This window comes from Olivibacter sp. 47 (assembly GCF_030372825.1).
In the GTDB taxonomy this organism is placed as follows: Bacteria; Bacteroidota; Bacteroidia; order Sphingobacteriales; family Sphingobacteriaceae; genus Olivibacter; species Olivibacter oleidegradans.
On the sequence record NZ_JAUCNR010000001.1, the window covers coordinates 2,238,704 to 2,263,599 of the forward strand.

Below are 24,896 nucleotides of genomic sequence, written 5' to 3' on the forward strand. Positions count from 1 at the left end.
TCGTTTCTGTAACAACTAAAACATTTTTAGTATACAATTAAATTACTTATTTTGGCATATCCCATTGTTAACTGTAATGTTCGATTTTAATAAAAAAAATGATTGGAAGGACGTAGGAGACGGAATCTTCCGGAAAATTCTGTCCTATAATAGCAAAATGATGATGGTTCGCGTACGTTTTGCAAAAGGAGCTATTGGTACCGTTCACCAGCATATCCACACACAATCTACTTTTGTTATCAGCGGGAAATTTGAGTTTAATATCGGAAATGAAAAGAAAGTCATCGAAGCAGGTGATACTTGTCTAATGCCATCAAATGTTTTACACGGCTGCAAATGTTTGGAAGAAGGTGAGTTACTGGATGTCTTTACGCCATTGAGGGAAGATTTTCTTTAAAAAGTTTCGTTATCCCCCTTTAATTTTTTGCTCATGATTTTGTCTTCCATTAAATATCCGGAACCGATGTCTATGTCTTCCGTCCCAATTAGTTCAAAACCTAATCGTGCATAAAATTTTTCCGCTTCATTGTGCTTGTTGACATTAAGTAATAATCTTTTATCGCCCTTGTTTAGCGCTATTTCTTCTACAGCCCTCATTAGTTTTTTTCCAACACCTTTGCCTTGTGCTTCCGGTAAGATGTAGATCTTATGGATTTTGGTTTGTAGCGCATTTTTGTAAGCTGATTCATAAGAAATAAAACCTAGACACTCGTTTTCTTCAGCTGCTAATAAAAAATGATGATTCAGTTCAGTCATTTGCCGTAATAACGATGTTGTACTATACATCATTTCGAGCATGTAACTTATTTGCTCAAAAGAAAGAATGCTACCGAAGGTTATCGGCCAAGTTTTATGAGCGATCTCTTGAATTATATGGATATCGTCGATTTTTGCTTTCGTAATATGTAACATGTGAGTCTTTTTCGCCCCGCAAAAATAAGTAAAATGCGGTTAATAGTCATATCTTAAAGAAACACCTGGTCGAAAGTAATCCGAATGTTAAATGCACGTTATCATTTCATTATGTTTTGTACTTTAACCGTTTTTCTTAATACTTTTTAATCCATAATTCTTTCTTTTATAAGATAATAAGATGTGGAAAGTTACAAAGTTTGCCATAACAGGTGGTGTTGGGTTCACTATAGACTTTTTGTTTACTTGGTTCTTTAGAGAACAGATCGGATTGAATCAGTATGCGGCCAACGGTATTGGTTTTTCGATGGCTGTGCTGAATAATTTTTACCTTAATAAATTTTGGACATTTAATAATAAAAGCAGTGTGAGCTTGCAATTCGGCTATTTTATTTTTTTCAGCTTGGTGGGATTAGCTTTAAACACGTTTCTTCTATTCTGTTTTGTTCATTACTGCAAGCTCAACTTCTATCTCAGCAAGTGCCTAGCTATCGGGTTGGTATTTATATGGAATTTTTTGGTAAATAATTTCATAACATTCAAAGATCAATAGACTTTTAAATAGTGTCAATGATGCATATATATCAGCGTGGATCGACTAATCTGGAAGAAAAAGCCTATTATATTGTAATATGGATTATCGCATTTATAAGCATTTTTAGTTTATTTGGAGGTGTGATGGAGCCGGATGGAGCGCTTTATGCATCCATTGCCAAAAATATGCTTCTTTATAATGATTGGTTGAATTTATATGTTAGGGGACAGGATTGGCTCGATAAACCACATCTTACTTTTTGGTTAGCTGCCAGCTCTTTTAAACTGCTGGGAATAAGTGGATTTGCTTATAAGCTTCCTTCTTTGCTCTTCGGGTGGCTTGGTTCTTATTACCTATATTTACTGGGGTCAAAACTTTATAAGAGAAGGATTGCCCTAATTGCAGTCGTTATGTTCATGACCGCCTTTCACGTTGTCATATCAAATTTTGATGTAAGAGCAGAGATTTACTTAACTACGTTTACCTTAGCGGCAGTTTTTCATTATTACATAGCTTATCGCTCGTTATCTTATCATGTCATTCCCGGTTCGTTCTTTTTGGCTTGCGGTATTATGGTAAAGGGCATTTTTGTAATCATTCCTGTTTTATCAGGTTTTATATGTTATTGGATAATTACCAAACAATATCGAGAATTCATCAAACTAAAATGGTGGCTCGCGCTTCTTTTAGTTGGCATTTTCATCCTACCCGAACTATACGCGCTGTACATTCAATTCGACATGCATCCTGAGAAAGTGATCTTTAATCAACAAAATGTTTCAGGTATCCGCTTTTTCTTTTGGGATAGTCAGTTTGGACGGTTTTTTAATACAGGGCCTATAAAAGGGAAGGGGGATGTCAGTTTTTTTCTCCATACTACTTTATGGGCCTTTTTACCTTGGAGCGTGATCTTTTATATAGCGGTGTTTAACAAGCTGAAGAAGCGGTCAATTATAGGAAAAAAGAAAGCGACTACTTTAATAATTAACAGCAATGCGCTCGTAGCTTTTCTTCTTTTTTCTTTTTCTGAGTTTCAATTGCCGCATTATATCATTATTGTTTTTCCTCATTTCGCACTCTTTACTGCTTCTTATTTATCTTCCTTGAAGCACAAGAAACTGAAAGCAATTTCTATCATACAACAGGTCATTTTTGTCTTAGTATTAGTGCTTTTAATCATGATTGCATTCGTGTTCGACGTGCCATTTAAGTTCTTATTTGTTGTTTTAGCTCTGCTTACCGGAACGATTGCCTATATCCTGTTTTTTCGGGTTAGTGTACGGAACTTAGTTTGTCTAAGTGCCGTGTCAGCGGTCATCTTTATGCTATTTGCTTATGCTTTTTTTTATCCGACTTTATTGCGTTATCAAGCGGGTATGGTCGCTGGTAGATGGTTGCAAAATCATCATCCAAATGGGCCAGTGAAAAGTTACCTTGGACATCGCTTTTCCTTCGATTTTTATGCACCTACTAAAGTGGAATATGTAGACGATATTTCCCAGCTTAAATCGAAAAGCGACAATAAGCAAATCGTTTTTCTTCCTACTACTAATGTACCCGATTTGACATCAAAATACCAGGTTAAGATACTCAAGAATTTCAGCGATTATCATATCACGAAATTGAAATGGGGTTTTCTCAATCACAAAACAAGGGAAAAGACGTTAACGAGCTTTTCCTTGGTGGAACTTCGCAAGATTCAGTAAGTTTGCTTTATGGATACCAATATGTTTGTAGAATTGACTGTTGTAAATGGCAATTACCCTTGGGACCTGCTAATGCTGGCAGATCCAAGTAAGTCAGCAATTGAAAAGTATCTATACGACAGCGATTGTTATATTGCCCGGTGTAATGAAGTTGTCATAGGTGTAGCGGTCATAAAATCACAAGATTCGGAAGTTTATGAACTTATGAATATAGCAGTTTTTCCTGCGTACCAAAATAGGGGATATGGGAGCCAAATTTTAAACTCGCTTATAGAAATTTTAAAAAATAAGCAAGCCAATGTATTGGAAGTAGGGACAGGGTCTTTTGGATATCAACTGAAATTCTATCAAAAATTTGGTTTTAGGGTAGACCAAATTAAAACAAACTTTTTCTTAGATAACTATAGTGAACCAATTTTTGAAGATGGGCTACAACATAAGGATATGTTAATACTGCGTTTAACGCTATAAAGGATGCCTACAATAGCGTAGGCATCCTTTATCTAAACAACCTTATCAATTGCTGCGGCCAATTTCCGATCTTTTTCAGTTATAACATTTCCTTGATCATGTGTTGAAAGCCAAATTTCAACTTTATTCCATTCGTTGGTCCATTTCGGATGATGGTTGGACGATTCTGCAAGCAAAGCTACCTTTGTCATAAAAGCAAAGGCATCCGAAAAGTCTTTAAACTCGAACCGTTTATATAAACTATTGTTTTCTTCTTTCCACATAATCAACGTTTTAGCTGATAAACAATCCGAATTGATGTTTTGTTTGGCTAATTACCACCCACCACCTAAAGATCGATATAGCTCTACCATCGCAACTAATTGAGCCTTTTTTATTTGTGCTAGTTCAAGTTCGCTTTGTAGCACATTACTTTGAGCGGTAATAACCTCAAGATAGTTTGCCATGCCTGTATTGAATAATAAGTCTGCATTGTGAATGGCGCTTTGTAGTTTATTAGTACGATTCAAGGCAATGGATTGCTTTTCTTGCAGCTTGTTGAGTGCAATCAGTGCATCGGAAACTTCTCCTACTGCGGTAATCACTGATTGTCTAAACTGGATAACGCTTTTCTCATGATTAATAGCGGCCAACTCGTAATTTGTTTTTAGCTGTCGCCGTTGTAAGATTGGTTGCGCAATTCCACCGGCAACTGTTCCAAAAACAGATGCTGGAATATTAAACCAATTACTCGCTTTAAAGGAGTTAACACCCGCTTGTGCACTAATCGTTAACGAGGGATACATACTTGCTCTTGCATACCGTTGGTTGGCACGTGCGGCCATAACGGCCAATTCTGCTTGCTTCACATCCGGCCGTCTACTTAGCAATAGGGAAGGGACGCCGGTATTGATTTTTTCCGGAATTTGGATATCGTCCAAGGTACTTTGCGTAGCTATACCTTCCGGTAGTTTACCACTTAAAATGCTCAGCGCGTTTTCCTGTATATTAATCTGTTGTTCAAAATCGGGAATCAATGACGCTGCCGCTAAGCGCTGTGCTTCTGCCTGTTCTAAGCCTAAAAGCGTAATCTCGCCTACATCGTATTGCTGTTTGATAATATTTAAGGTACTATCGTTCAAGGCAAGATTTTGCCGTGCAATTTTTAATTGTTCCTGCAACATAAGCAAGTTATAATAGCCCTGTGCTACATAAGAAACAATTTGTGTTTGAACCGCTTTTTTCGCCTCCTCTGTTTGCAGATAAGATGCAAGGGCTTCCGCTTTTTGGTTCTTTATTTTGCCCCATATATCAGCTTCCCATGAGAGTGCTAGCGTCGCATTATAATCCTCTATATGGTTAGTTTTCAGAAACTGATTCAAGCTGACGCCATTTAAGCTGTTGTTAGATGGATTGGTACTGTTGGCACCCACCTGTAGACTAACATTCGGTATATATCCAGCTTTTGCTTGCTTCAACGTAGCCTGCGCGGCATCGATATTTTTTATGGCCAACTGCAAGTCCATATTGTGGGCGATAGCCGTATCAATTAACGTCTGCAAAGTCACATCATTAAAAAAATCACGCCATGGAATGAAAGCTATACTGGTTGAATCATCCGATGGCACTTCAGCATTTCGGAAGTTGGCAGGGACGGGGGCTTCGGTTTGAATGGCCTTGTCCGTTGTTTTGCAGGCGAAGAAGAATGCCTGCAAAACAAGAATTATAAGGAGATTTGATTTACTGTTCATTGTTTAGAATATTGTTATCCTTTATGATTATTAACTTAAAGGAATGGTATCGGCTACTGCTTCCTTATTCTGCTGATCATTCGAGTCACGTGGTATGACGCTTGGCTTGCCCGATACTCGCTCTTGCAAAGCTTGGAAGACAATGAAGAGGACGGGAATAATAAAGAGTCCCAAGATAACGCCTGACAACATCCCGCCGGCCGCGCCGATACTGATTGAGTGATTTCCCTGAGCTGAAGGTCCATTCGCACTCATCATCGGTATCATACCGACTACGAAGGCTAGTGAGGTCATGATAATAGGCCTCAACCTTAATTGAGCAGCTTCTAAAGCTGCCTGGCCGATTGGTTTACCTGTTTTACGGCCTTGTACGGCGAACTCCACAATCAATATGGCGTTTTTGGCCAATAAACCGATAAGCATAACCAAAGCTACCTGTACATAAATATTGTTAGCGATACCAGTCATACCAATCGCTGCAAATACACCAAAAATACCTGTAGGAATCGATAAAATAACAGCTAGAGGAAGGATATAACTTTCATATTGGGCGGCAAGTAAGAAATATACAAACACCAAACATAAAAGGAAAATAATGGTAGACTGTCCTCCGGATGTTATTTCCTCTTTGGTCATCCCTGAAAACTCATAGGAAAAACCGGAAGGAAGATACTGTTTAGCCACTTCTTCTACTGCTCTAATAGCATCACCGGAACTGAAGCCGGGATTCGGCATAGCATTAATACCGATGGAATTAAATAAGTTGTAACGAGAAGCAGTTTCCGGTCCGTATACCCTGTTCAATTTAACCAAGGTATTAATCGGCACCATTTCACCCATTCTGTTCTTTACAAAAATTCCGTCCATAGATGAAGGTTCTGCTCTTTCAGTTTTATCGGCCTGAACCATAACACGGTAATATTTTCCAAATCGATTGAAGTCGGATGCCTGTGAGCTTCCGAAATAGGCCTGCATGGTTTGCAAGATATCTCTCGTGCTCACGCTTAATTGTTCGGCCTTTACATCGTCCACTTGCAGTTCATATTGTGGGTAATCGGCGCGGAAAGTAGTAAAGGCAACCATGATTTCCGGACGTTTCATCAACTCTCCGATAAAGGTTTGTCCTACTTGACCGAATTTGTCTAATTTGCCTCCTGTCCGGTCTTGTAGTACCATGTCCAAACCGTCAACATTACTGAAACCGGGAACGGTAGGAAAAGTAAATACGAAGAAGTTAGCACCTTTTATAGCAGCTAGTTTTTGACTAACTACGCCCATAATGTCATTGATATCCTTTACTTGTCCGCGCTCTTCATGGGGCTTTAACAAAATAAAAGCAACTCCTGAAGACGGACTTGTTGCTTGGGTTAAGATATTAAATCCTGAAATGATATTAAGCGTCTTTGTAAAGGGTGTATTTTGCAAGTGCTGCTCAGCTTCTTTCAAAGCATTTGTAGTACGTTCTAAAGAAGCACCTACAGGCATAGAAAGGGAGATGGCTATAAATCCTTGATCTTCTGAAGGTATAAATCCTGTAGGTGTTCTTCTAATCATGAAAATGGTTACTACCAAAAGCGCTGCTAAACCCGCCATACTAAACCATTTATAACGCACCAAAAAACGTAAACTACCAACGTAATTTTTCGTTAGTCTGTCAAAGCTAGTATTGAAGCCTACAAAGAATTTATCTTTGAAGCTTAGTTGTTGTTTCTTCTCTCCGTGATGAGTTGTATCCTTCAAGAAAAGCGCACATAAAGCAGGGCTAAGTGTTAAGGCATTAATTGCGGATAGCACGATAGCAATCGCTAATGTGAAGGCAAATTGCCTATAGAATACGCCGGTTGACCCCTCCATAAAACCAATAGGTAAAAATACCGCAGACATTACTAATGTAATCGATATGATGGCTCCCGTAATCTCACTCATCGCGGAGGTGGTGGCTATTTTGGGTGGTAAATGCTGGTGCTCCATTTTCGCATGGACAGCTTCTACCACTACAATCGCATCATCCACCACAATCCCGATTGCAAGCACCAGCGCAAAGAGTGTCAGTAGATTAATGGAGAAGCCGAATAACTGCATGAAGAAGAACGTTCCGATAATAGCTACCGGTACTGCAATAGCAGGAATAAGCGTCGATCTAAAATCCTGTAAGAAGATAAAAACCACTAAGAACACCAAAACAAACGCTTCGATCAGTGTATGTTTCACCTGATCGATGGATTGATCCAATGAATCCTTTGTGTTGTACAGTACCAAATACTTCACGCCTTTAGGAAAATCTTTTGCCGCTTTCTCCATAAATTCTTGAATGGCGATCTGTATTTCGTTGGCATTAGAGCCTGCCAATTGCATCACACCGATATTGAGGCCTGCTTTTCCGTTAATACGTGTATGGCTGGCATAAGTATATGCACCTAGTTCAATTCGTGCTACATCTTTAAGTCTGAGCACAGAACCATCTGCATTAGCGCGTATAATGATATTCTCATAATCGCTAGGTTGATTGAGCTTACCTTTATATTTTATAACGAATTCAAAGGCTTCGCTGCTACTTTCACCAAATTTTCCCGGTGCAGCTTCCACGTTCTTATCCTGTATAGCAGCCATCACTTCAGCGGGCGTCAGCTTGTAACTGGCCATTTGATTTGGATTCAGCCAAACACGCATCGAATAATCTTTACTACCACCGAATACTAAGGCCTGACCTACGCCAGGTATACGTTTTAATTCCGGGATAATATTGATCTGCGCATAGTTCGTCATAAACGTTTGGTCATAGGTCCCTTCATCCTCTGTATAAAGGTCTAACACCATGATTAAACTGTTCTGCTGCTTCGCCGTGGTAATACCTGCTTGAACAACTTCAGCCGGTAATTGACTGGTGGCCTGTGCAACCCTGTTTTGAACATTGACGGCTGCTTGATCCGGATCAGTACCTAGTTTAAAATATACGGTAATCATTAACGATCCGTCATTGCTGGCAGTTGAGCTCATGTAGCTCATATTTTCGACACCATTGATCGATTCTTCCAACGAAGGGGCCACTGCCCGAAGAACTGTTTCGGCATTGGCGCCGGGATAAAGGGCCGTTACCTGTACGGCAGGTGGGGCAATATCGGGAAACTGTTGCAAAGGGAGTTTCACAATCCCGATTATTCCAAGAATTACGAGTAGTATGGATATAACCGTAGCTAATACCGGTCTTTCAATAAATCTCTTTAACATGATTATTTGTTATATGCTGTTAACTTAAGACTGTCTGCACTCAATTTCTGAGGGGCGATCACTTGTCCCTCCTGTAATAAGTCCATGCCTTTGTATACAATGTTTTGGCCGTTTTTAAGGCCACTTTTTACGAGATAGTTGGCACCGCTCTTACCTACCACCTGAATGGCCTGTTTGTTCACTTTGTTACTATCGTTCACGGTGTAGACGAAAATTTTATCCTGCATTTCCATGGTCGCCATTTGTGGCACCAGCAATACTTTGGAATGCTGTTTACCTAATCGAATTTTACCGGTATTTCCTGAACGAAGTAATCCTTCTTTATTTGGGAAGGTCGCCCTTAAGGTAATAGCTCCCGTGTTTTTATCGAACTGGCCGTCTACCATATCGATTTTTCCTGGCTGCCCATAGGCTGTCTGATCAGATAATACAAGGGTTACAGGAGGCAAGTTCTTTATCTTTTCTTCCAATGTAACACCTTCGAAATTGTTTTTAAAGTCTACAAAATCGTTCTCGCCTAAAGCGAAATATACATGAAGCTCGTGGATATCGGATAATTCAGTAAGCGCCTGTGCATCCGCCGGACTTACCAAGCTTCCTTGTTTTTTTAACAAACGTCCGATGTAACCTTCAACAGGAGCGGTAATAAGCGTATATCCCAAATTAATTTTTGCGCTTTCTACCCCGGCCTTTGCTTGCTGTAAATTGGCTTTAGCACCATTTCTGGCAGCAATGGCTGTTTTCAATTGAAAATCTGCTAATACTTTGTTGTTGACTAATCTGGTTTTTTTCTCAACCTCGAGTTCTGCATTTTCCAAAGCGGCTTCTGCGGCATGAAGATTAGCTATGGCCTGATTCAATTGTTCACGATAAGGGCGATCGTTGATCTTAAATAGCGGTTGCCCCTTTTTCACTTTTGCACCTTCATCTACATAAATCGCGTCAAGCGTTCCTTCTACTTGAGGCCGTACCTCTACGTTGACGGTTCCTTCAATAGAAGCAGGATATTCCTGAAAAACGGTCTCTTCACCAGAATTAATAGTAATTACAGGCAACGATGGAGGAGGCGGAGCCCCTTGTTGTTGCTGTCCGGAAGAACAACTATATAAAAAAATAGATGATGCTATGATGGCAAGTCTATTTACGTTATTAAATAACTTAACAACGTTAAATAACGGGTTAAAAGTTTCAAACGTCATGGTGGAAAATAGATGTTTCATTTTATTTATATATGTATAATATTTACAAATGTCCGGAGAGTGCTTTCTCCTTTTTAACAGTGTTAAATGATTTACGATTGTTATTTAATGAGTAAAAAAAATTAATCGACTAACGATCGGGTTATGCCATATATGGCATCTTTAAGAACTTGTTGATTTGTTTCTTCTCCATTTCCTTTATTTACCATATTAATAGAAATCAAACCATGTATAATAGACCAATAGGTAAAATATTTTCTGCAAACCATGTCGTCATCAGGTTGTTTCGCTTTCATGATCTCTTTGATAACATCACTGATGAGAACCGCATGTGAGTCGAAACATCGAAACGTCTTTTCCATTTCGCAACATTGGGTTCCAACCCCGTACATAAGCTGATAAAGCTCTTTCTCCTCAAAAGCAAAATCCCAGTATGTTAGCCACATGGCTTCAATCTGTTTCTCTAAGTCAACTTCTTGATCCCTTGCTTCTCTTACCCTTTTTGCTAACATAAAATACCCTCTACCGGCAAGTTCTGTTAAAATAGCTTCTTTATTAGCAAAATATTCATATATCATTGGGGCTGTATACTCTATTATATCAGCGATTTTACGCATACTCAACGCTTGCCATCCTTCTTCTTTAACTATTTGGAGCGATGCGTCAAGAATTTTTACTCTATTTTCATCTTTCAACCGCTGAATACGCTCTTTACTTCCCATGTCTTAACCCCCTAAAGTTATTTAACAGTGTTAGGCAAACTTCGATATTATTTGTGAATTTTAATGACATGAAATTGTCATTAATTATAACGTGTTGATTTGTAGAGTATTTTAGCATATTTTTATAATATTAAACGAACAATTTTTACAAATCGTTTTTGATAGCGATTATCAAGTAGTGTTTCCGTTACACAACGTATCTTGCCTGAAGAGGCATGAATAAAACGTAGAGGTTCCCCTTTATCGGATATAACAATACCTATGTGACCTATTGACTTTACCTTTGGATTAGTACCTCTAAATAAAATGACATCACCGGCTTGCGCTTCAGTGAGTGGTACTTGTCTTCCCTTGCTGTTAAAAGCAGCTGAGCTACGAGGAACAAGAAAGTGGAAATTACTAAAAACATAATTGACAAAACCTGAACAATCAAAACCTTTTTGTGGGCTGCTACCGCCAAATCTATAAGGCACGCCCAAAAACTGTTTGGCAAAAGCTACGATAGCTGCGGGTGTTATTTCTTGGCGTGTGGTGTAAAAGGAGTAGACCGATTGTTTTTTATCACCTCGCCTTGCTTCAGAAGGAAGGCACAAAGAGAAACTTAGCAATATGGTTAGACAAAGAGGCTTGTTCATAATAACTAGCTAAATTGTAGCCTGTCATAAAAAACCTGTCTGTTATTTGTCAACACGTGCTGTATTTCTTCGCTAGTTCCCATAAAAGGTCCTGAACCTTGAATTTTGATTGTCGACATAGCCGCAGCAAATTTTCCGGATTCTTCCAACGTGCCTCCCTTAATTTTCTTGGATAAATAACCGGCCATATAGGTGTCTCCACATCCGGTAGCATCCGTTACTTGAGAAGGAACATATGCAGGAATGGTATAAAATGTATTTTCTTTGTAAAGAACCGATCCCAAACTGCCTAAGGTAATAACCACCTCTTTTACACCATGGTCGGCCAAAATTTTTGTGCCACTATAGATATCTGAGGTACCTGTAAGCGCTTCCATTTCAAATTCATTGGCTTTTAAAATATCTATGTGTGGAAGAGCCTCTTTCTTATCACGCCAGTCGGCATAGTAAACTTGGTAATTTCTTACGATGCGCAGATAACCCTGAACGTCCAGGGAAACCATTCCCTTTTTTGAAAGAAATTTGATGACTTCTACAGGGATATCATTCGTTAGTAAGGGGCCTAAGTGGAAAATCTTAGCCTCTACATCTACTAAGTGCTCAACCGTGAATGGATCGGCCTCCTGTAAGACTCGTTGCGTACGATGATCCTGATTTTCATTGTATATATTTTCAAAGTAAACAGTCTTTTTCGTCGGAACGGTTTTTATCGACAAACCTTTGTCTTGCAGCGCATCGACGATATACTTCTCTGAATCAGCCACGGCAGTAACCAATGAAAAGGCAATATCCATGTTCCTAATGGCATTTGAAAAGTAAAAGGAAGTTCCTCCTGGCATATTTTTGGCAGCATTGCTCGTAACAACCTTGTCTAAAGTAATATGCCCTATACAACAAATATCAAACATGTTTACACTCAAATTATTCGTATGGAATAGCATTCGACAAATTCCAAATGCTGACAAAGGTAATTATTCGCTAAAATAATCAGCTATTTTTTTGGTAAATAAGTTGACACGTAAATACAGCGGATGGGTGTAGCCATAAACGAACGACCGATTTCCGGTTTGTTTATTGGAAAAAAAACATTAGTTTCGTCCTAGATAAAGCCAAGGTTATAAACCATTTTGATGGTCTTTCTTAAATCCAAGCCTAACGAATCAAATTTGATGGAAGCAAAAAGTGACATGCAGCTGTTGTTGGGATTCGAAATCGGAATTCAACGGCATTTGACGAATTGTTCCATAAGTATTACAAACTACTTTGTGGCTATGCTTATTTGTACCTGAAGGAAGAAGAGGAGTCGAAGGATATTGTACAGAATTTATTTATAGAACTATGGGAAAAGAAGCGTTTTGATAAGCTTAATGGCGATGTTAAAAGCTATCTCTATCGTGCAGTACATAATAGGTGTTTGAACTATTTACGGAATACAAAAACAAGAGCTCGAAAACAATCAGACTATGAGAAACTGAGTGAAGATAATTACCAGATGCAAGATAAGGAAATGTTCGAGCAGATTTATAAAAAATTGGAAGCTAATCTGAACGACTTACCAAGGCAAAGAAAAGAGGCCATCAGCTTGGTTTATTTGCACGATAAGAAATACCAAGATGTTGCCGAAACAATGGGAATAAGTATTAATTCGTTGAAAACTCATTTAAAAATCGGCTTAAAAAATTTGCGTGAAAAACTAAAAAAAACTACTAAATATTAACCTGAATTTGTTTTATCCGTGTATTAGTAAAAATGGTAAGCGAAGAATATATACGAAGGCTCTATGTGGAGAAAATAATGGGAGTAATCAGTGATGATGACGACCGTTGGTTACAGGAGGAGCTATTGCAACATCCGGAGAGTCTGGAATTATGGAAAAAGCTAGAAAATGATTTGGATACGAATGGCCTGAGGCTATTTACGGATAAAATAGATATTTCGAAAGACTTGGCTACAGTAAGAAGTCATTTAAGTGAGCAATCAATCTCGATTTCAAAAAGAAGAAGGTTGTCGTATGCCGCGACTGCCATTTTACTGCTGGCTGGTGGTATTTTTTTCTCTTTATATCTAGTTAATAAGGACAAGATGGATGCCGCTTTGTTAGTAAATGGCGGACAACAGAAAGCGGACACGAATCAGGTACAGTTATTGGTGGGCGACCAAGAAGAAGTGGTAACGTTGGATGATGGTCACACCATCTTGAATGTAGCTGGGCAACAAGTGCGGAAAGAAGGCGAAATGTTGATTTACAATAAAGATATCGCAGGCAGTAAAACAAATACTTTAGTGGTACCACCAACAAAAGACTATAAACTTGTACTGGCTGATGGTACAAAAGTTTGGCTAAATTCTTCATCCGAGTTAAAGTTTCCAATGACGTTCTCCGGAAATTCCAGGGAAGTCTATTTAAAAGGTGAGGCTTACTTCGAAATCGCCGAAAAGGCCGATCAGCCGTTTATTGTGCATACAGATAAAGCAAAGGTGAATGTGTTGGGCACCAAATTCAATTTAAATGCCTATGCTGAAGATCATGTCATAACGGCTCTTCTCCAGGGTAAAGTGCAAATGGAAAGCCCAAATGGTACTAGTTTATTACTTTCTCCCGGACTGAGCGGACGCTATAGTAAGAAGAGCGGTTTTTCACAGGAAAAATTTGATCCCCTTACTGTACTGAGTTGGAAAGAAGGTGTTTATTATTTTCATGGAACCACCTTGTTGGAAATCAGTGAAATGATCAATCGTTGGTTTGATTTGCCGGTAAATTTTGAGAATGGTGAACTGAAACATATTCGTATTAGTGGTTTACTTGATAAGAAAGATCTAAAGGGCTTTTTGCATGATTTGAATACGACAGCGGGTGTGCGTGCTATGGTAATAGATGGTACCTTACATTTTAGACTTTAAACAATAGGCTTTACGCGATAAGCAGTAGGATAGATTACTTTATTACATTCAACTACTTCGCTACTTAATGATCTCCGATGAGAAACGGGAGTTTGTTAATAGAGAATAGCTCTTATTTTCTGATCACTATTCCTACTGCCTATTCCCCATTAACACAAAAAATTAATTTTCTTTCACCCATTTTAAAATGCTTGGTGTGTTTATAGTGAATTAGCTAAAAACCATTATAGACATCAAACCATGTATCAAAAGAAAAATCAATTTAACCGATTTTGTCGATCTATAGCAAAAGGCTTGTTGATTGCAGGCCTGCTATTTCAGATGGAACTATTTGCGACTCCTTTATTGGCTCAATACAGGGTAAGCATTAAAAAGGAGAGCATCAGTCTAACCGATCTCTTTAACACGATCAGAAAACAGACGGGTTTAACCGTATTTTACAGTGAGGAAGTACTCAACGACAAAGAACGAGTATCGGTTAATTTTAACAATCTACCATTAGATGCGGTGTTAGAGAACCTTTTTAAAGACAGAGGAATTCAATATGAGATCAGAAGGAATAAGGTGATTGTATTGGAAAAGCAAAGTTCAGCAAATGGGCTTATGGCCACTTCCAAACAAGAACAGAATACCCTAAAAGGAAAAGTGCTTGATGAAAAAGGACAAGCTTTACCAGGTGTTTCTGTCCGAACAAAAGGTAGCCCATCGACAGGTACTTCTACGGATAGTGATGGCAACTTTGTGATCAGCGCTGCTTCGAACGCGACCCTGATTTTTTCGTATACGGGTTACGCCACACAGGAAATCAACGTCGCCGGTAAATCAACTATACGGGTTACCATGACACCGCGAGAGGCAGCTTTGGATGAGGTAGTGGTAGTCGGATATGGCACTGTTCGTAAAGGCGATTTAACCGGATCCGTTTCATCGGTAAAGTCAGAAGACATTACCGCCTTACCGTCAACCAATGCCATGCAAAGCTTAACGGGAAGAAGTGCAGGTGTGCAAGTAGTGCAAAGTTCAGGAGCACCTGGTGCCAGTATGAATATACGCATCCGTGGAGGCAATTCCTTATTGGGTAGTAATGAACCGCTTTACGTGGTGGACGGTTTTGCACTTTCAGGTAGTCCTACTATTCTTGATCCATCGGATATTGAATCGATGGAAGTATTGAAAGATGCGTCTGCAACGGCCATTTATGGTTCTCGAGGAGCAAATGGGGTGGTTATTATTACAACTAAAAGTGGAAAGAGAGATGTTAATCAGGTTACACTTAACAGTTATGTCGGATTTCAAAATGTGGTAAAAAAAATAGACCTTTTAAATGCCCGACAGTTTGCCGAAATCGCTAACGAACGGGCCCGTAATGATAATGCTGCTCCATATTTTACACAAGAGCAAATCAATAGTTTTGGTGAAGGGACCGATTGGCAGGATGCCATCTTTCGTACGGCTCCAATTCAAAATCACAGTCTCAATATCGCGGGCGGAAATGATAGGACCCGCTATTCAGTATCGGGAAGTTATTTCGGTCAGGATGGTATTGTTATCAACTCAGGATATAAAAGAGGGTCGCTGCGTTCCAATTTAGAGCAGGAGGTGTCTGACAAATTTAAAGTAAACTTAAGTACCATATTGAGTCGTACCATTAACAATGCCATCACAAATGATAATCAATCAAGAGGGTCCGGAGTAGTTTCCGCTGCTTTAGTCGCACCACCTACTGTGCCTGTTTATGACGAAAATGGCAATTATTCCAACGTGGTGCCTTATTCATTTAGCTCTAATGCTGCGGAGAATCCGGTAGCTTTAGCCAAAGAACGCGTAGACAGAACAACGGGAAGCGGCGTGTTAGCCAATCTCGGGCTACAATATACCTTTATGGAAGGGTTGACACTAAAAGTTTCTGCTGGTGTAGATTATGCCAATTCCAAAAGAGACTATTACTCTTCCCGCTTAATCAGGTCAACACCGGCAGGTAATGCTTCTACCAATTATTTCACAAGGACAAACTTCTTAAATGAGAATATTTTGAATTATGCAAAGACATTTAACGATCATTCCTTGGATTTAATGGCGGGTGTTACTTATCAATCAGAGGTGGCAAGTACGAACTCATCGGGAGCTAGTGGCTTTATTTCCGATATATTGCAAAATAATAACCTTGGATCAGGAACAGTCATTGCTACCCCTACATCCGGTATTGACGAATGGAAGTTGATTTCCGGTTTATTTCGGGCAAATTATGTTTATAAAAATAAGTATCTTTTAACTGCGAGTATAAGGGCAGACGGATCCTCTCGTTTTGGGGCCGGTAGTCAATGGGGTTATTTTCCTTCAGCGGCTTTTGGATGGCGATTGAAAGAAGAGGAATTTCTTAGCGATGTCAACAGTATTTCCAACTTAAAACTACGGGCCAGCTGGGGACAGTCGGGAAATACCGCAATCTCTCCCTATGGCTCGTTGAATGTGCTTTCCGGTTTTAATATTATTCTTGGAGATGCGTTGAACACAGGCTTTGCACCAGGAAATACCCGGCCGAATCCGGATTTAAAATGGGAAACTACCACACAAAGTAATATTGGCTTTGATTTGGGCTTATTTGACGAGCGTTTGCGCCTAACGGTTGATTACTATATAAAAAACACAAAAGACTTGTTAGCCAACGTCCCACAAGCAACCTCCACGGGTTATCAAAATCAAATGCAAAACATTGGTCGTATTCGAAACAAGGGTCTTGAATTCGAGTTGGGAGGCGATATATCCCGAGGAACCTTTAAATGGGACGCCTCTGTTAATTTTTCAGCTAATCGAAATAAGGTAATCGAACTAGCTAATCATGCGGATGTATTTGGATCCGGTTTATCTATTCCACTTAGTATTAGTCCCAATCTTATCCGGGAAGGTTATCCGGTGGGTGTTTTTTATGGGTTCTTGGAAGATGGCTTGAATGAACAGGGGCGTATACAATATAAGGACTTGGATGGCAATGGTGTAATTAACAATGAGGATAGAACAATCCTAGGCAATCCCAATCCCGATTTTATTTTTGGCTTCAATAACAACCTAAGCTATAAAAATTTTTCATTGAATATCTTTATTCAGGGAGTGCAAGGAGCCGATTTGTTCAACTTTAATCTGTCAAACCAGGCCAATTCTTTCAATTTCGGAGAAAACCAGATCGCGGATATATTAAATCGCTGGACACCTGAAAATCCAAATCCAAATGCACCATATCCAGCTATTAGCGTTGGTTCCAGCTTCCGGGAGTCAAACCGCTTTATAGAAGATGGTTCCTTTATTCGGTTTAAAAATATCCGGTTGGCTTATGATGTCCCGTTGAAAAGTAGCAAGATTAAATCTTTACAATTATATGTAAGCGGACAAAACTTAATTACCATCACCGACTATTCCTGGTATGATCCCGAAGTAAGTAGCCGAACAGCTAATTCGCCCACTACATTGGGTATAGACCAAACCAGTTACCCTGTGGCAAAAACCTATACCATGGGGGTGAAAGTAAGTTTTTAAATAACAAAATATTAAGGTTCCAACAAAAATTATGGAAAAAATGAAAAAGCTCTTATATATATTTTCGATCATTTTATTTGCTGCCTGCAGTAAAACTTTGGAAGAAGTTCCGATAGATCGACTTTCAGAAGAAAATTTTTATCAGACGGCCCAAGATGCTGAAACTGCCGTTAATGCAATTTATGCGCCATTTCGAGAATTGGGCTATTATGGAGGCTTTTATATGTTACTAACCGAAGCTTGCTCGGATTACGCGAACGGAAGAGGTTCTTTTGGACCTGTCAGTGAGTACAATGGTTTGGACGGTGCCAATATCGGTCGTGCAGAGACTATTTGGCGATTTGCTTATCAATCAATCTTAAGAGCAAATATTGTATTGGAAAGAGTGCCGGCTATTAATATGGATGAAAACAAGAAAAATCAGATACTGGCAGAAGCGCGATTCCTTCGGGCCTTGGCTTATTTTGATTTAGTTAGGAATTGGGGCGGGGTACCGTTAAGGCAATCTTCCAATGACCCAACAGATCTGCCTCGGAGTACCGAACAAGAAGTCTACGACTTCATTATAGCAGATTTAAATACAGGAATTGCGAATCTGCCTGCTGTAGCAACAATTCCTGGAAGACCGACCGTAGGGGCGGCAAAAACGCTGTTGGCCTATGTCTATTTAACGTTAGCGAATTGGGAACAGGCACGTAACCTTGCTAAGGAAGTAATGGATGAGGGAACATACCAATTGGTACCGGTTTCTACAGTCAACGACTTTGAAAAAGTTTTCGGTGCTGATGTAGTAACGAGTGCTGAAGACATCTTTTCTTTCAAATACTCTTCTTCCGGAGGCCTGGGTTTCCAATACCTCGTGTATATACATGGTGAGAACACACTTTACGCGCCATTTGGTTTCCGCACCATCTATGCGCGCGAAACCTTTCCGCTGATTGCCAATTGGTCGGATCGTGATTTGCGAAAAGAATTTAATCTGTATGATTCGTATATTCACCGATCAACAGGAGCATTAGTCCAGTTGCCTGGCAATGAGCCCTATCAGTTTAGAAAGTTTAAGGACTTAGCTTCGGTGGCCGTTGACGCTAGTGCAAACGATATGCCCGTGCTACGCTATGCCGATGTACTATTAATTTATGCCGAAGCCGCAAATCAATTGGAGGGAGGTCCTTCTGCTGAAGCTTATGAAGCGTTGAATAAAGTTAAAAGACGTGCGTATGGGGTAGACGTCAATACACCCAATCCGCAGGTTGATTGGGCAGGATTAAATCAACAATCTTTCCGCGATGCTGTTTTTCAGGAAAGGGCATATGAATTTATGGTAGAAGGCAAGCGATGGAATGACTTAAAACGCTTGGGTAGAGACCAGGTTCGTGCAGTAATCCAATCGGCAAAAGGAAAAGCGGTTAGTGACAGCCACTTTTTATGGCCAATTCCTAAAGTGGAAATGGATAATAATAATGCCCTAAATCCGAGTGACCAAAATCCCGGTTATTGATAGTAATAAATTATATGAAAATGATAAGAAATAGAAGTTCTTACTACCTCTTGGTATTGCTGATTGCTTGCATTCAATTGCAGGCGCAAGCTAAGGATTACGATATTTGCATTTACGGCGGCACTTCTGCCGGTGTAATCGCAGCCTACACAGCAGCTAAAGCCGGGAAATCGGTGGTGCTCGTTGAACCGGGAACGCGACTGGGCGGAATGAGTTCCGGTGGTTTAGGTTATACCGATATCGGTAATAAATATGTTGTAAAAGGTTTAGCGCTCGATTTTTATCGCAAGATCGGACAACACTATGGGAAATTCGAGCAGTGGATTTTTGAACCCAAAGTAGCTGATAGTATTTTTAGGGATTACATGCGAAAGGCTTCAATTGACATTGTTTACGAGCACGTTTTATCAGCGGTCGAAAAGAAAGGAACCCATATCGCGCAAATTTTGGTAGCACCAATAAAAGACACTGATGGTCAGGAGCGCGCTATAAGCGCCCATGTGTTTATTGATTGTTCCTACGAAGGTGATTTAATGGCAAAATCCGGAGTTTCTTATCATGTAGGTCGAGAAGATAACCAGGTTTATGGCGAAACGCTTAATGGAGTACAGCTGATGGACGGCCATCAGTTTCCCGATAGGATTGATCCTTATCAAATTCCCGGTGATAAAAGTAGTGGACTCCTGTGGGGAATCAATGACGAAGTATTAAAAGCGAATGGAACCGGTGATAAAAAAGTACAAGCCTATAATTTTCGAATTTGTTTAACTAACAATCCTGCCAATCGGATAACCATTGAAAAACCACGTAATTATGATCCCAAACGATATGAATTATTGAAAAGATGGAAAGAGAAATATCCTTGGAAGTCTTTAAATGACGTATTTATTTGGAGTAGAATGCCTAATAACAAAACCGATATAAATAATCGGAACGGTTTTTCTACAGACATGATCGGGATGAATTGGGATTATCCGGAAGCCGATTACGCGAGACGGCAGGAAATCATTCAGGCCCATGAAGATTATACCAAAGGGCTTCTGTATTTTGTCGGGCATGACCCATCGGTTCCTGAATTCATTCGGAATGAAATGCTAGCTTGGGGCTATCCGAAAGACGAGTATACGGAGCACGGGAACTGGAGTCCGCAACTTTATATACGGGAAGCAAGAAGAATGATCGGTGAAGTAGTGATGACACAACATCACTGCCAGGGGAGGGAGGTGGTAAAGGATGATATCGGCTATGCTGCTTACACGATGGATTCTCATAACTGTGATCGACTGGTGGTTAATGGTATGGTTAAAAACGAGGGAAATGTTGAAGTAGGTGGTTTTCCCCCCTTCCCAATTTCCTATCGCTCAATTGTTCCGAAAAAGACAGAAGTATCTAACCTCCTGGTACCTGTTTGCCTTTCTGCTAGCCATATCGCCTACGGGTCCATCCGAATGGAACCTGTTTTTATGGTACTAAGTCAGTCAGCCGCTATTGCCGCCTGCTTGGCAATCGACGGAAAAAAAGCTATACAGGACGTTTCTGCTCACGAAATAAAGGCCTTATGGAAGAATAATCCTAAGGGTGATGGCCGTAAACCGGACATCTGGATCAATAGCATGGAGCGGAAAGATGTGCAGCTAACCGGCAAATGGGAAGAGGAAAAGCGAGGTGGTTTTGGATCGAGCTATTTGATTTCGACGGATCATAGTCAACGGAGTACGGCTCGCTTTAGGTCTTCCGACCTTAGTCCCGGAAACTACGACATTTATACTTATTTTCCGAAAATCGAAAATTCCAGTGCACAGCTCTTGTATACCGTGTTTGATGGTAAGCAAAAAACAGCGAAAACACTGAATTTAGCGGATATCAAAATTGAAGGACAGACTTCCGGCGAGTGGGTTTGGCTGGGTAATTATTCAATAAAAAACAGCGAAGCCAGCTACGTGGAGATCAGCAATGAAAAAGCCAGTGGAAAAATAGCAGCCAATAGTGTCCTGTTTGTTCCAAAGGAATAAATTTAGTCTTTGGCGGGCAGTATGATATGCTTGATTGTATTTATTTAAGTTCTATCTTTATCTTGAGTAAATATGATTGTCTATTTCCCATATGAACAAAGCTAATCAATTAGCTATTAATGGTTTCCATGAGGCCTTTAAAGCTTGTTTTTTTATACTATTTATCTTCTTAGCGGTTACGGTAAGTGCGCAGAGCAGCTTGAGAACCGAGCGTTCCAGAAACGACTCGTCGTTGTTAGCAGATACTAATATGCTTTCTACCGGCGATTATTTGGAGGGCTTAGAACGTGTGTATGAAACCTTAAACAAGGTGCCTACCGTAACCGCCTCTTTTGGTCGTATTCCGGAAATAAAAAGTAAGCTGGCTGCGGATGACTCCACCATCAGTTTATTGAAACAACGTTTGTCTTTAAATGTTCGAACATTCAATCTGCAAAATTTGCAGATGTTCAGAACGCTATTGGATGAGATGACCGATAATGCAAACGGATACAATGACATTATCCTTTCGTATGATAAAGATTTAGATGGCATTAAAAAAGAAATAGCGGCGCTTAGAAAAGATACAGTCATTCGACAGATTTTTAGAACGAAGGCGCTTCGCGATTCTTTTAGTGTTCAAATAAAGGCGCTAAGATTAAAAAGGGTCGGAACTGATAGCATCATTCGAGCGGCCACAAACACGCTAAACGGCCTGCGCGCGCATGTAGCCACCAACGAACTGGCAATCCAAGAGCTCTTATACCAAACCAATGTGCAACTAAAGTCAATTGGTCCAAAGGCCTTTCTCAAAGAGAAACGTTATTTGTGGGAAAAGCGATCGAGTACAACGGATGCGAAGTATCCGGAGTTTAATCAAATGTTTGATAGTGAAAAGAAAATAAATACGTATTATTTCAAAAACACAAGAAGTAACCGGGTGCTCCTGCTCTTTACGGGTTTATTATTCTTTGTATGGGTGTTTTATAACTTCAAAAGCGTTAAGAATCATGGGAAAATGGATATTTTGGAAGATCTTAATTTAAGGTTATTAACCCCAATTCCTATATTGTCTGCCTTTACCTTAATATTTGCCCTTGCACCTATTTTTGATTTACAGGCACCGGCCTTGTATTTAGAATTTACCCAATTTTTATTACTGATTATACTTACAACAGTATTTTTAAAAAGATTACCTCGAGAGACTTTGCTATCATGGGGCATATTTGTCATCTTGTTCATTGCGCTGTCTTTAGTGAGGTTATTGGGTGTTTCTTCTCAGGCACAACGATGGATGATTTTATTGATCAACTTAATGTCTACTGCCTTTGGTGTGATAGCGTTGCGTAAATTAAAGCCTATTGCGGGGAATTATCGCATATTGGTTATAGCTGGAACATTGTATATGCTATTTAATGGCTTAGCTATTATAGCCAATATGTTCGGAAGAACCACCCTTATGCAGATTTTTTATACAACCGGTGTATATGCGCTATTACATACGGTTGCCCTCATTGTAGTCGTACGTCTAATTACCGAAGCCTTTCTTTTGCAAATTAAAGCAAGTAGGATGCGTAAACGTTACGCCGATCACTTCGAATGGGAGGGGATTGCCAAAGAGTTTTCAACCATTATATCTTACCTTGCGGTTTTCATTTGGTTTGTATTGCTGACAGCTCACTTAGATATTCTGGAATTCTTTAGCGAAGTTATTGGTTCGTTTTTAAGCACACCACGCAAAATAGGGAGCTTCTCTTTTACCTTTGGCGGTGTTTTACTATTTCTTGGAATTATTTGGACGGCTAACTTTTTGCAGAAATATGTTGCCTACTTTTTTGGCGAAACAGGGGATGATACCATCGAAAATGCCAACGCCGAACACTCCAGGTTGCTGATTACCAGATTGGTATTGCTTATTGCCGGTTTTTTATTAGCAGTTGCAGCATCGGGTTTGCCAGTCGATAAAATCACCGTAGTGTTAGGTGCTTTAGGTGTGGGTATCGGCTTAGGCTTACAGAGCATAGTAAGCAATTTTGTTTCTGGGATTATTTTGATTTTTGATCGTACGATCCGCATTGGTGACGTTGTTGAATTAGGAAATCGAAAAGGAAAGGTAAAAGAAATAGGTATTCGTTCAAGCACTTTGTTAAGCGATGATGGCGCCGAAATTATCATACCAAACGGTGATATACTTTCTAATAATATCATCAACTGGACCCTAAGTAATAATAATATTCGCGTTAGCCTAACGGTAACTATTGCCAAACCATTTAATAAAGAGGAAATTGTAGAGATGATCAAAACCATCATTCTGGATAATGAACACGTGTTTAAGCGGAAAGCACCGAGCGTTATTATTAATCCGTTGAATGGAAAATGGTCAACAGTCAAAATATTCTTTTGGTGTAATCTCAATAATACAGACGCTCCCAAGAGTACGATCAGTGAGGCTATCTATCAGCAACTGGCAGAGAAGGAGATTGAAACACTTTAAATAAAAGTTAGTATGGGATAGGTTGCTTTTAGACGATACAACGTAAGTGGCGCCGGCATTTCTTTATTAAATACAGCCAGATAATTTGTTTTAATTTTAATAAAAAGATACTTTCGTTGATACTATGAGCAAATCGTTAGAAAATAAAGAATTTGGTGTCAAGCAGATTGCACGTTTGGCTAATGTTTCAATCGCTACTGTTGATCGTGTTTTGCACAATCGCAAGGGTGTATCGGAAGCAACCAAGAAGCGGATAAACGATATCATTAAAGAGTTCGATTATAAGCCAAATATTATTGCAAGTCGATTAGCATCAAAGAAAGTTTCAAAATATGCCGTGTTAATTCCTAGTTCTACAGAAACGGATTTCTGGGAGGCTCCGCTATCCGGTATTGATAGAGCCGCCAAAGCATTAAAACAATACGGCATTGTGGTATTGAAATTTTTTTTTGACCTTAATGATAAACAATCGTTCCTAAAGCAGGTCGATTTAATTCTCGAGGAAGCTGTCGACGGGCTATTAGTGGCACCATCATTTGTCGAAGAAGCAATACAATTAACCACACGCTGCAATGAACGCAAAATTCCCTATGTTTTTATCAATTCGGATGTACCCGGGCAGAACAGTGTCTGTTATATCGGGCCGCATCTCTTTTGTAGTGGCTATCAGGCAGCGCAATTGATGGATTTTGCCGTCAAAACGGGCAAAGTATTATTGATAAACGTATCAAAGGAACTCGATCAATACCACCACCTCCTTCGGAAAGAGGAGGGATTCCGCGCTTATTTTGAAAAAAATAACAAAAAGCTTCAAATTTTAAAGCTGGATATTAAACAAACAGATTCTTCTTCCATAGAAGATGCTTTAGATAAAGTTTTTAGCGAGCAGAAGGGGATAGAAGGCGTTTTTGTAACAAACTCCAGAGTCTCTGCTGTTGCCCATTATTTCGAACGGAAGAGCATTGTTAAGGTGCTCATCGGATATGATTTCTTAAAAGAAAATATTAAATACCTCGAATTAGGTATCATTCAATTTTTAATCTGTCAGAAGCCTGAGGAACAAGGTTATAGAGGTATTATGACACTCCATCGCTATACAGATCTGCACGAACGGCGAATTGAAGATCAATTTATGCCCATTGATATTGTAACCAAAGAGAATTATCGCTTCTACCATAATTAATAACCTTGAAATTTTTAAAAACAATTTGCATTTGAAATATCTTTTCGTAAATTGCGGTAACGTAACCGTTATTATAAACATTAGCTGAGTATATTTATTGGGAATAGAATAGAATAGAATTTATAAGACAGCTTATTTTATTATTAAAAGTATTCGT

General features: G+C 39.5%; 19 protein-coding genes. 11 read left to right on the forward strand and 8 right to left on the reverse strand.

Annotated elements, in window-relative coordinates; translation table 11 throughout:
* Nucleotides 1–76: 76 nt before the first annotated feature.
* Nucleotides 77–397: a cupin domain-containing protein gene (locus tag QT327_RS09630; RefSeq protein ID WP_149105537.1), complete on the forward strand. Its 321-nt coding sequence runs from the start codon at nt 77–79 to the stop codon at nt 395–397.
* On the opposite strand, the gene QT327_RS09635 is transcribed toward QT327_RS09630, so the two are convergent.
* Nucleotides 394–912 (reverse strand): GNAT family N-acetyltransferase, encoded by a 519-nt coding sequence (locus QT327_RS09635; RefSeq protein ID WP_013666089.1) that lies wholly within the window; start codon nt 910–912, stop codon nt 394–396. The two genes, QT327_RS09630 and QT327_RS09635, sit on opposite strands and share 4 nt — an antisense overlap.
* A gap of 181 nt (nt 913–1,093) precedes the next feature.
* Between QT327_RS09635 and QT327_RS09640 the strand changes: the two genes are divergently transcribed.
* The 3 genes from QT327_RS09640 to QT327_RS09650 are packed head-to-tail and all read left to right on the forward strand — an operon-like array spanning nt 1,094 to nt 3,624.
* On the forward strand, nt 1,094–1,465 hold the full coding sequence (locus QT327_RS09640) for a GtrA family protein (protein WP_149105538.1): 372 nt from the start codon (nt 1,094–1,096) through the stop codon (nt 1,463–1,465).
* 17 nt (nt 1,466–1,482) lie between these two features.
* Complete coding sequence (locus QT327_RS09645) at nt 1,483–3,153, forward strand: ArnT family glycosyltransferase (protein WP_242627354.1); 1,671 nt, start codon at nt 1,483–1,485, stop codon at nt 3,151–3,153.
* 9 nt (nt 3,154–3,162) lie between these two features.
* Nucleotides 3,163–3,624: a GNAT family N-acetyltransferase gene (locus tag QT327_RS09650; RefSeq protein WP_130857611.1), complete on the forward strand. Its 462-nt coding sequence runs from the start codon at nt 3,163–3,165 to the stop codon at nt 3,622–3,624.
* Nucleotides 3,625–3,656: 32 nt separating this feature from the next.
* Here the strand turns inward: QT327_RS09650 and QT327_RS09655 are convergent, their stop codons facing one another.
* The 7 genes from QT327_RS09655 to QT327_RS09685 form a co-directional block, all read right to left on the reverse strand.
* Nucleotides 3,657–3,887 carry a 4a-hydroxytetrahydrobiopterin dehydratase gene (locus QT327_RS09655; RefSeq protein WP_130857610.1) on the reverse strand — a complete coding sequence of 77 codons (231 nt, stop codon included), beginning with the start codon at nt 3,885–3,887 and terminating at the stop codon, nt 3,657–3,659.
* Nucleotides 3,888–3,938: 51 nt separating this feature from the next.
* Nucleotides 3,939–5,354 carry an efflux transporter outer membrane subunit gene (locus tag QT327_RS09660; RefSeq protein ID WP_130857609.1) on the reverse strand — a complete coding sequence of 472 codons (1,416 nt, stop codon included), beginning with the start codon at nt 5,352–5,354 and terminating at the stop codon, nt 3,939–3,941.
* A gap of 30 nt (nt 5,355–5,384) precedes the next feature.
* Entirely contained in the window at nt 5,385–8,582 is a 3,198-nt protein-coding gene (locus QT327_RS09665; protein WP_130857608.1) for an efflux RND transporter permease subunit, read from the reverse strand.
* 2 nt (nt 8,583–8,584) lie between these two features.
* Nucleotides 8,585–9,802 (reverse strand): efflux RND transporter periplasmic adaptor subunit, encoded by a 1,218-nt coding sequence (locus QT327_RS09670; protein WP_289552706.1) that lies wholly within the window; start codon nt 9,800–9,802, stop codon nt 8,585–8,587.
* A 101-nt stretch (nt 9,803–9,903) separates the two neighbouring features.
* Entirely contained in the window at nt 9,904–10,503 is a 600-nt protein-coding gene (locus QT327_RS09675) for a TetR/AcrR family transcriptional regulator (RefSeq protein ID WP_013666097.1), read from the reverse strand.
* Between the two features lie 122 nt (nt 10,504–10,625).
* Nucleotides 10,626–11,138, reverse strand: coding sequence for a C40 family peptidase (locus QT327_RS09680; RefSeq protein WP_130857605.1), 513 nt, complete (start codon nt 11,136–11,138; stop codon nt 10,626–10,628).
* Between the two features lie 5 nt (nt 11,139–11,143).
* Nucleotides 11,144–12,079 carry a PfkB family carbohydrate kinase gene (locus QT327_RS09685; protein ID WP_354004764.1) on the reverse strand — a complete coding sequence of 312 codons (936 nt, stop codon included), beginning with the start codon at nt 12,077–12,079 and terminating at the stop codon, nt 11,144–11,146.
* Between the two features lie 263 nt (nt 12,080–12,342).
* On the opposite strand from QT327_RS09685, the gene QT327_RS09690 reads away from it, so the two are divergent.
* From QT327_RS09690 to QT327_RS09720, 7 genes are all read left to right on the forward strand, one after another.
* The gene (locus tag QT327_RS09690; protein WP_289554420.1) at nt 12,343–12,855 is read left to right on the forward strand and encodes an RNA polymerase sigma-70 factor; all 513 of its coding nucleotides are present in this window, start codon (nt 12,343–12,345) and stop codon (nt 12,853–12,855) included.
* 32 nt (nt 12,856–12,887) lie between these two features.
* Nucleotides 12,888–14,039, forward strand: coding sequence for a FecR family protein (locus QT327_RS09695; protein ID WP_289552708.1), 1,152 nt, complete (start codon nt 12,888–12,890; stop codon nt 14,037–14,039).
* Nucleotides 14,040–14,279: 240 nt separating this feature from the next.
* Nucleotides 14,280–17,570, forward strand: coding sequence for a TonB-dependent receptor (locus QT327_RS09700; protein ID WP_289552709.1), 3,291 nt, complete (start codon nt 14,280–14,282; stop codon nt 17,568–17,570).
* A gap of 40 nt (nt 17,571–17,610) precedes the next feature.
* Nucleotides 17,611–19,071 carry a RagB/SusD family nutrient uptake outer membrane protein gene (locus QT327_RS09705; protein ID WP_013666104.1) on the forward strand — a complete coding sequence of 487 codons (1,461 nt, stop codon included), beginning with the start codon at nt 17,611–17,613 and terminating at the stop codon, nt 19,069–19,071.
* Nucleotides 19,072–19,091: 20 nt separating this feature from the next.
* Nucleotides 19,092–21,083 carry an FAD-dependent oxidoreductase gene (locus QT327_RS09710; RefSeq protein WP_289552710.1) on the forward strand — a complete coding sequence of 664 codons (1,992 nt, stop codon included), beginning with the start codon at nt 19,092–19,094 and terminating at the stop codon, nt 21,081–21,083.
* A gap of 91 nt (nt 21,084–21,174) precedes the next feature.
* Entirely contained in the window at nt 21,175–23,556 is a 2,382-nt protein-coding gene (locus tag QT327_RS09715; RefSeq protein WP_289552711.1) for a mechanosensitive ion channel family protein, read from the forward strand.
* Nucleotides 23,557–23,680: 124 nt separating this feature from the next.
* Nucleotides 23,681–24,739: a LacI family DNA-binding transcriptional regulator gene (locus QT327_RS09720; RefSeq protein WP_013666107.1), complete on the forward strand. Its 1,059-nt coding sequence runs from the start codon at nt 23,681–23,683 to the stop codon at nt 24,737–24,739.
* Nucleotides 24,740–24,896 lie beyond the last annotated feature (157 nt).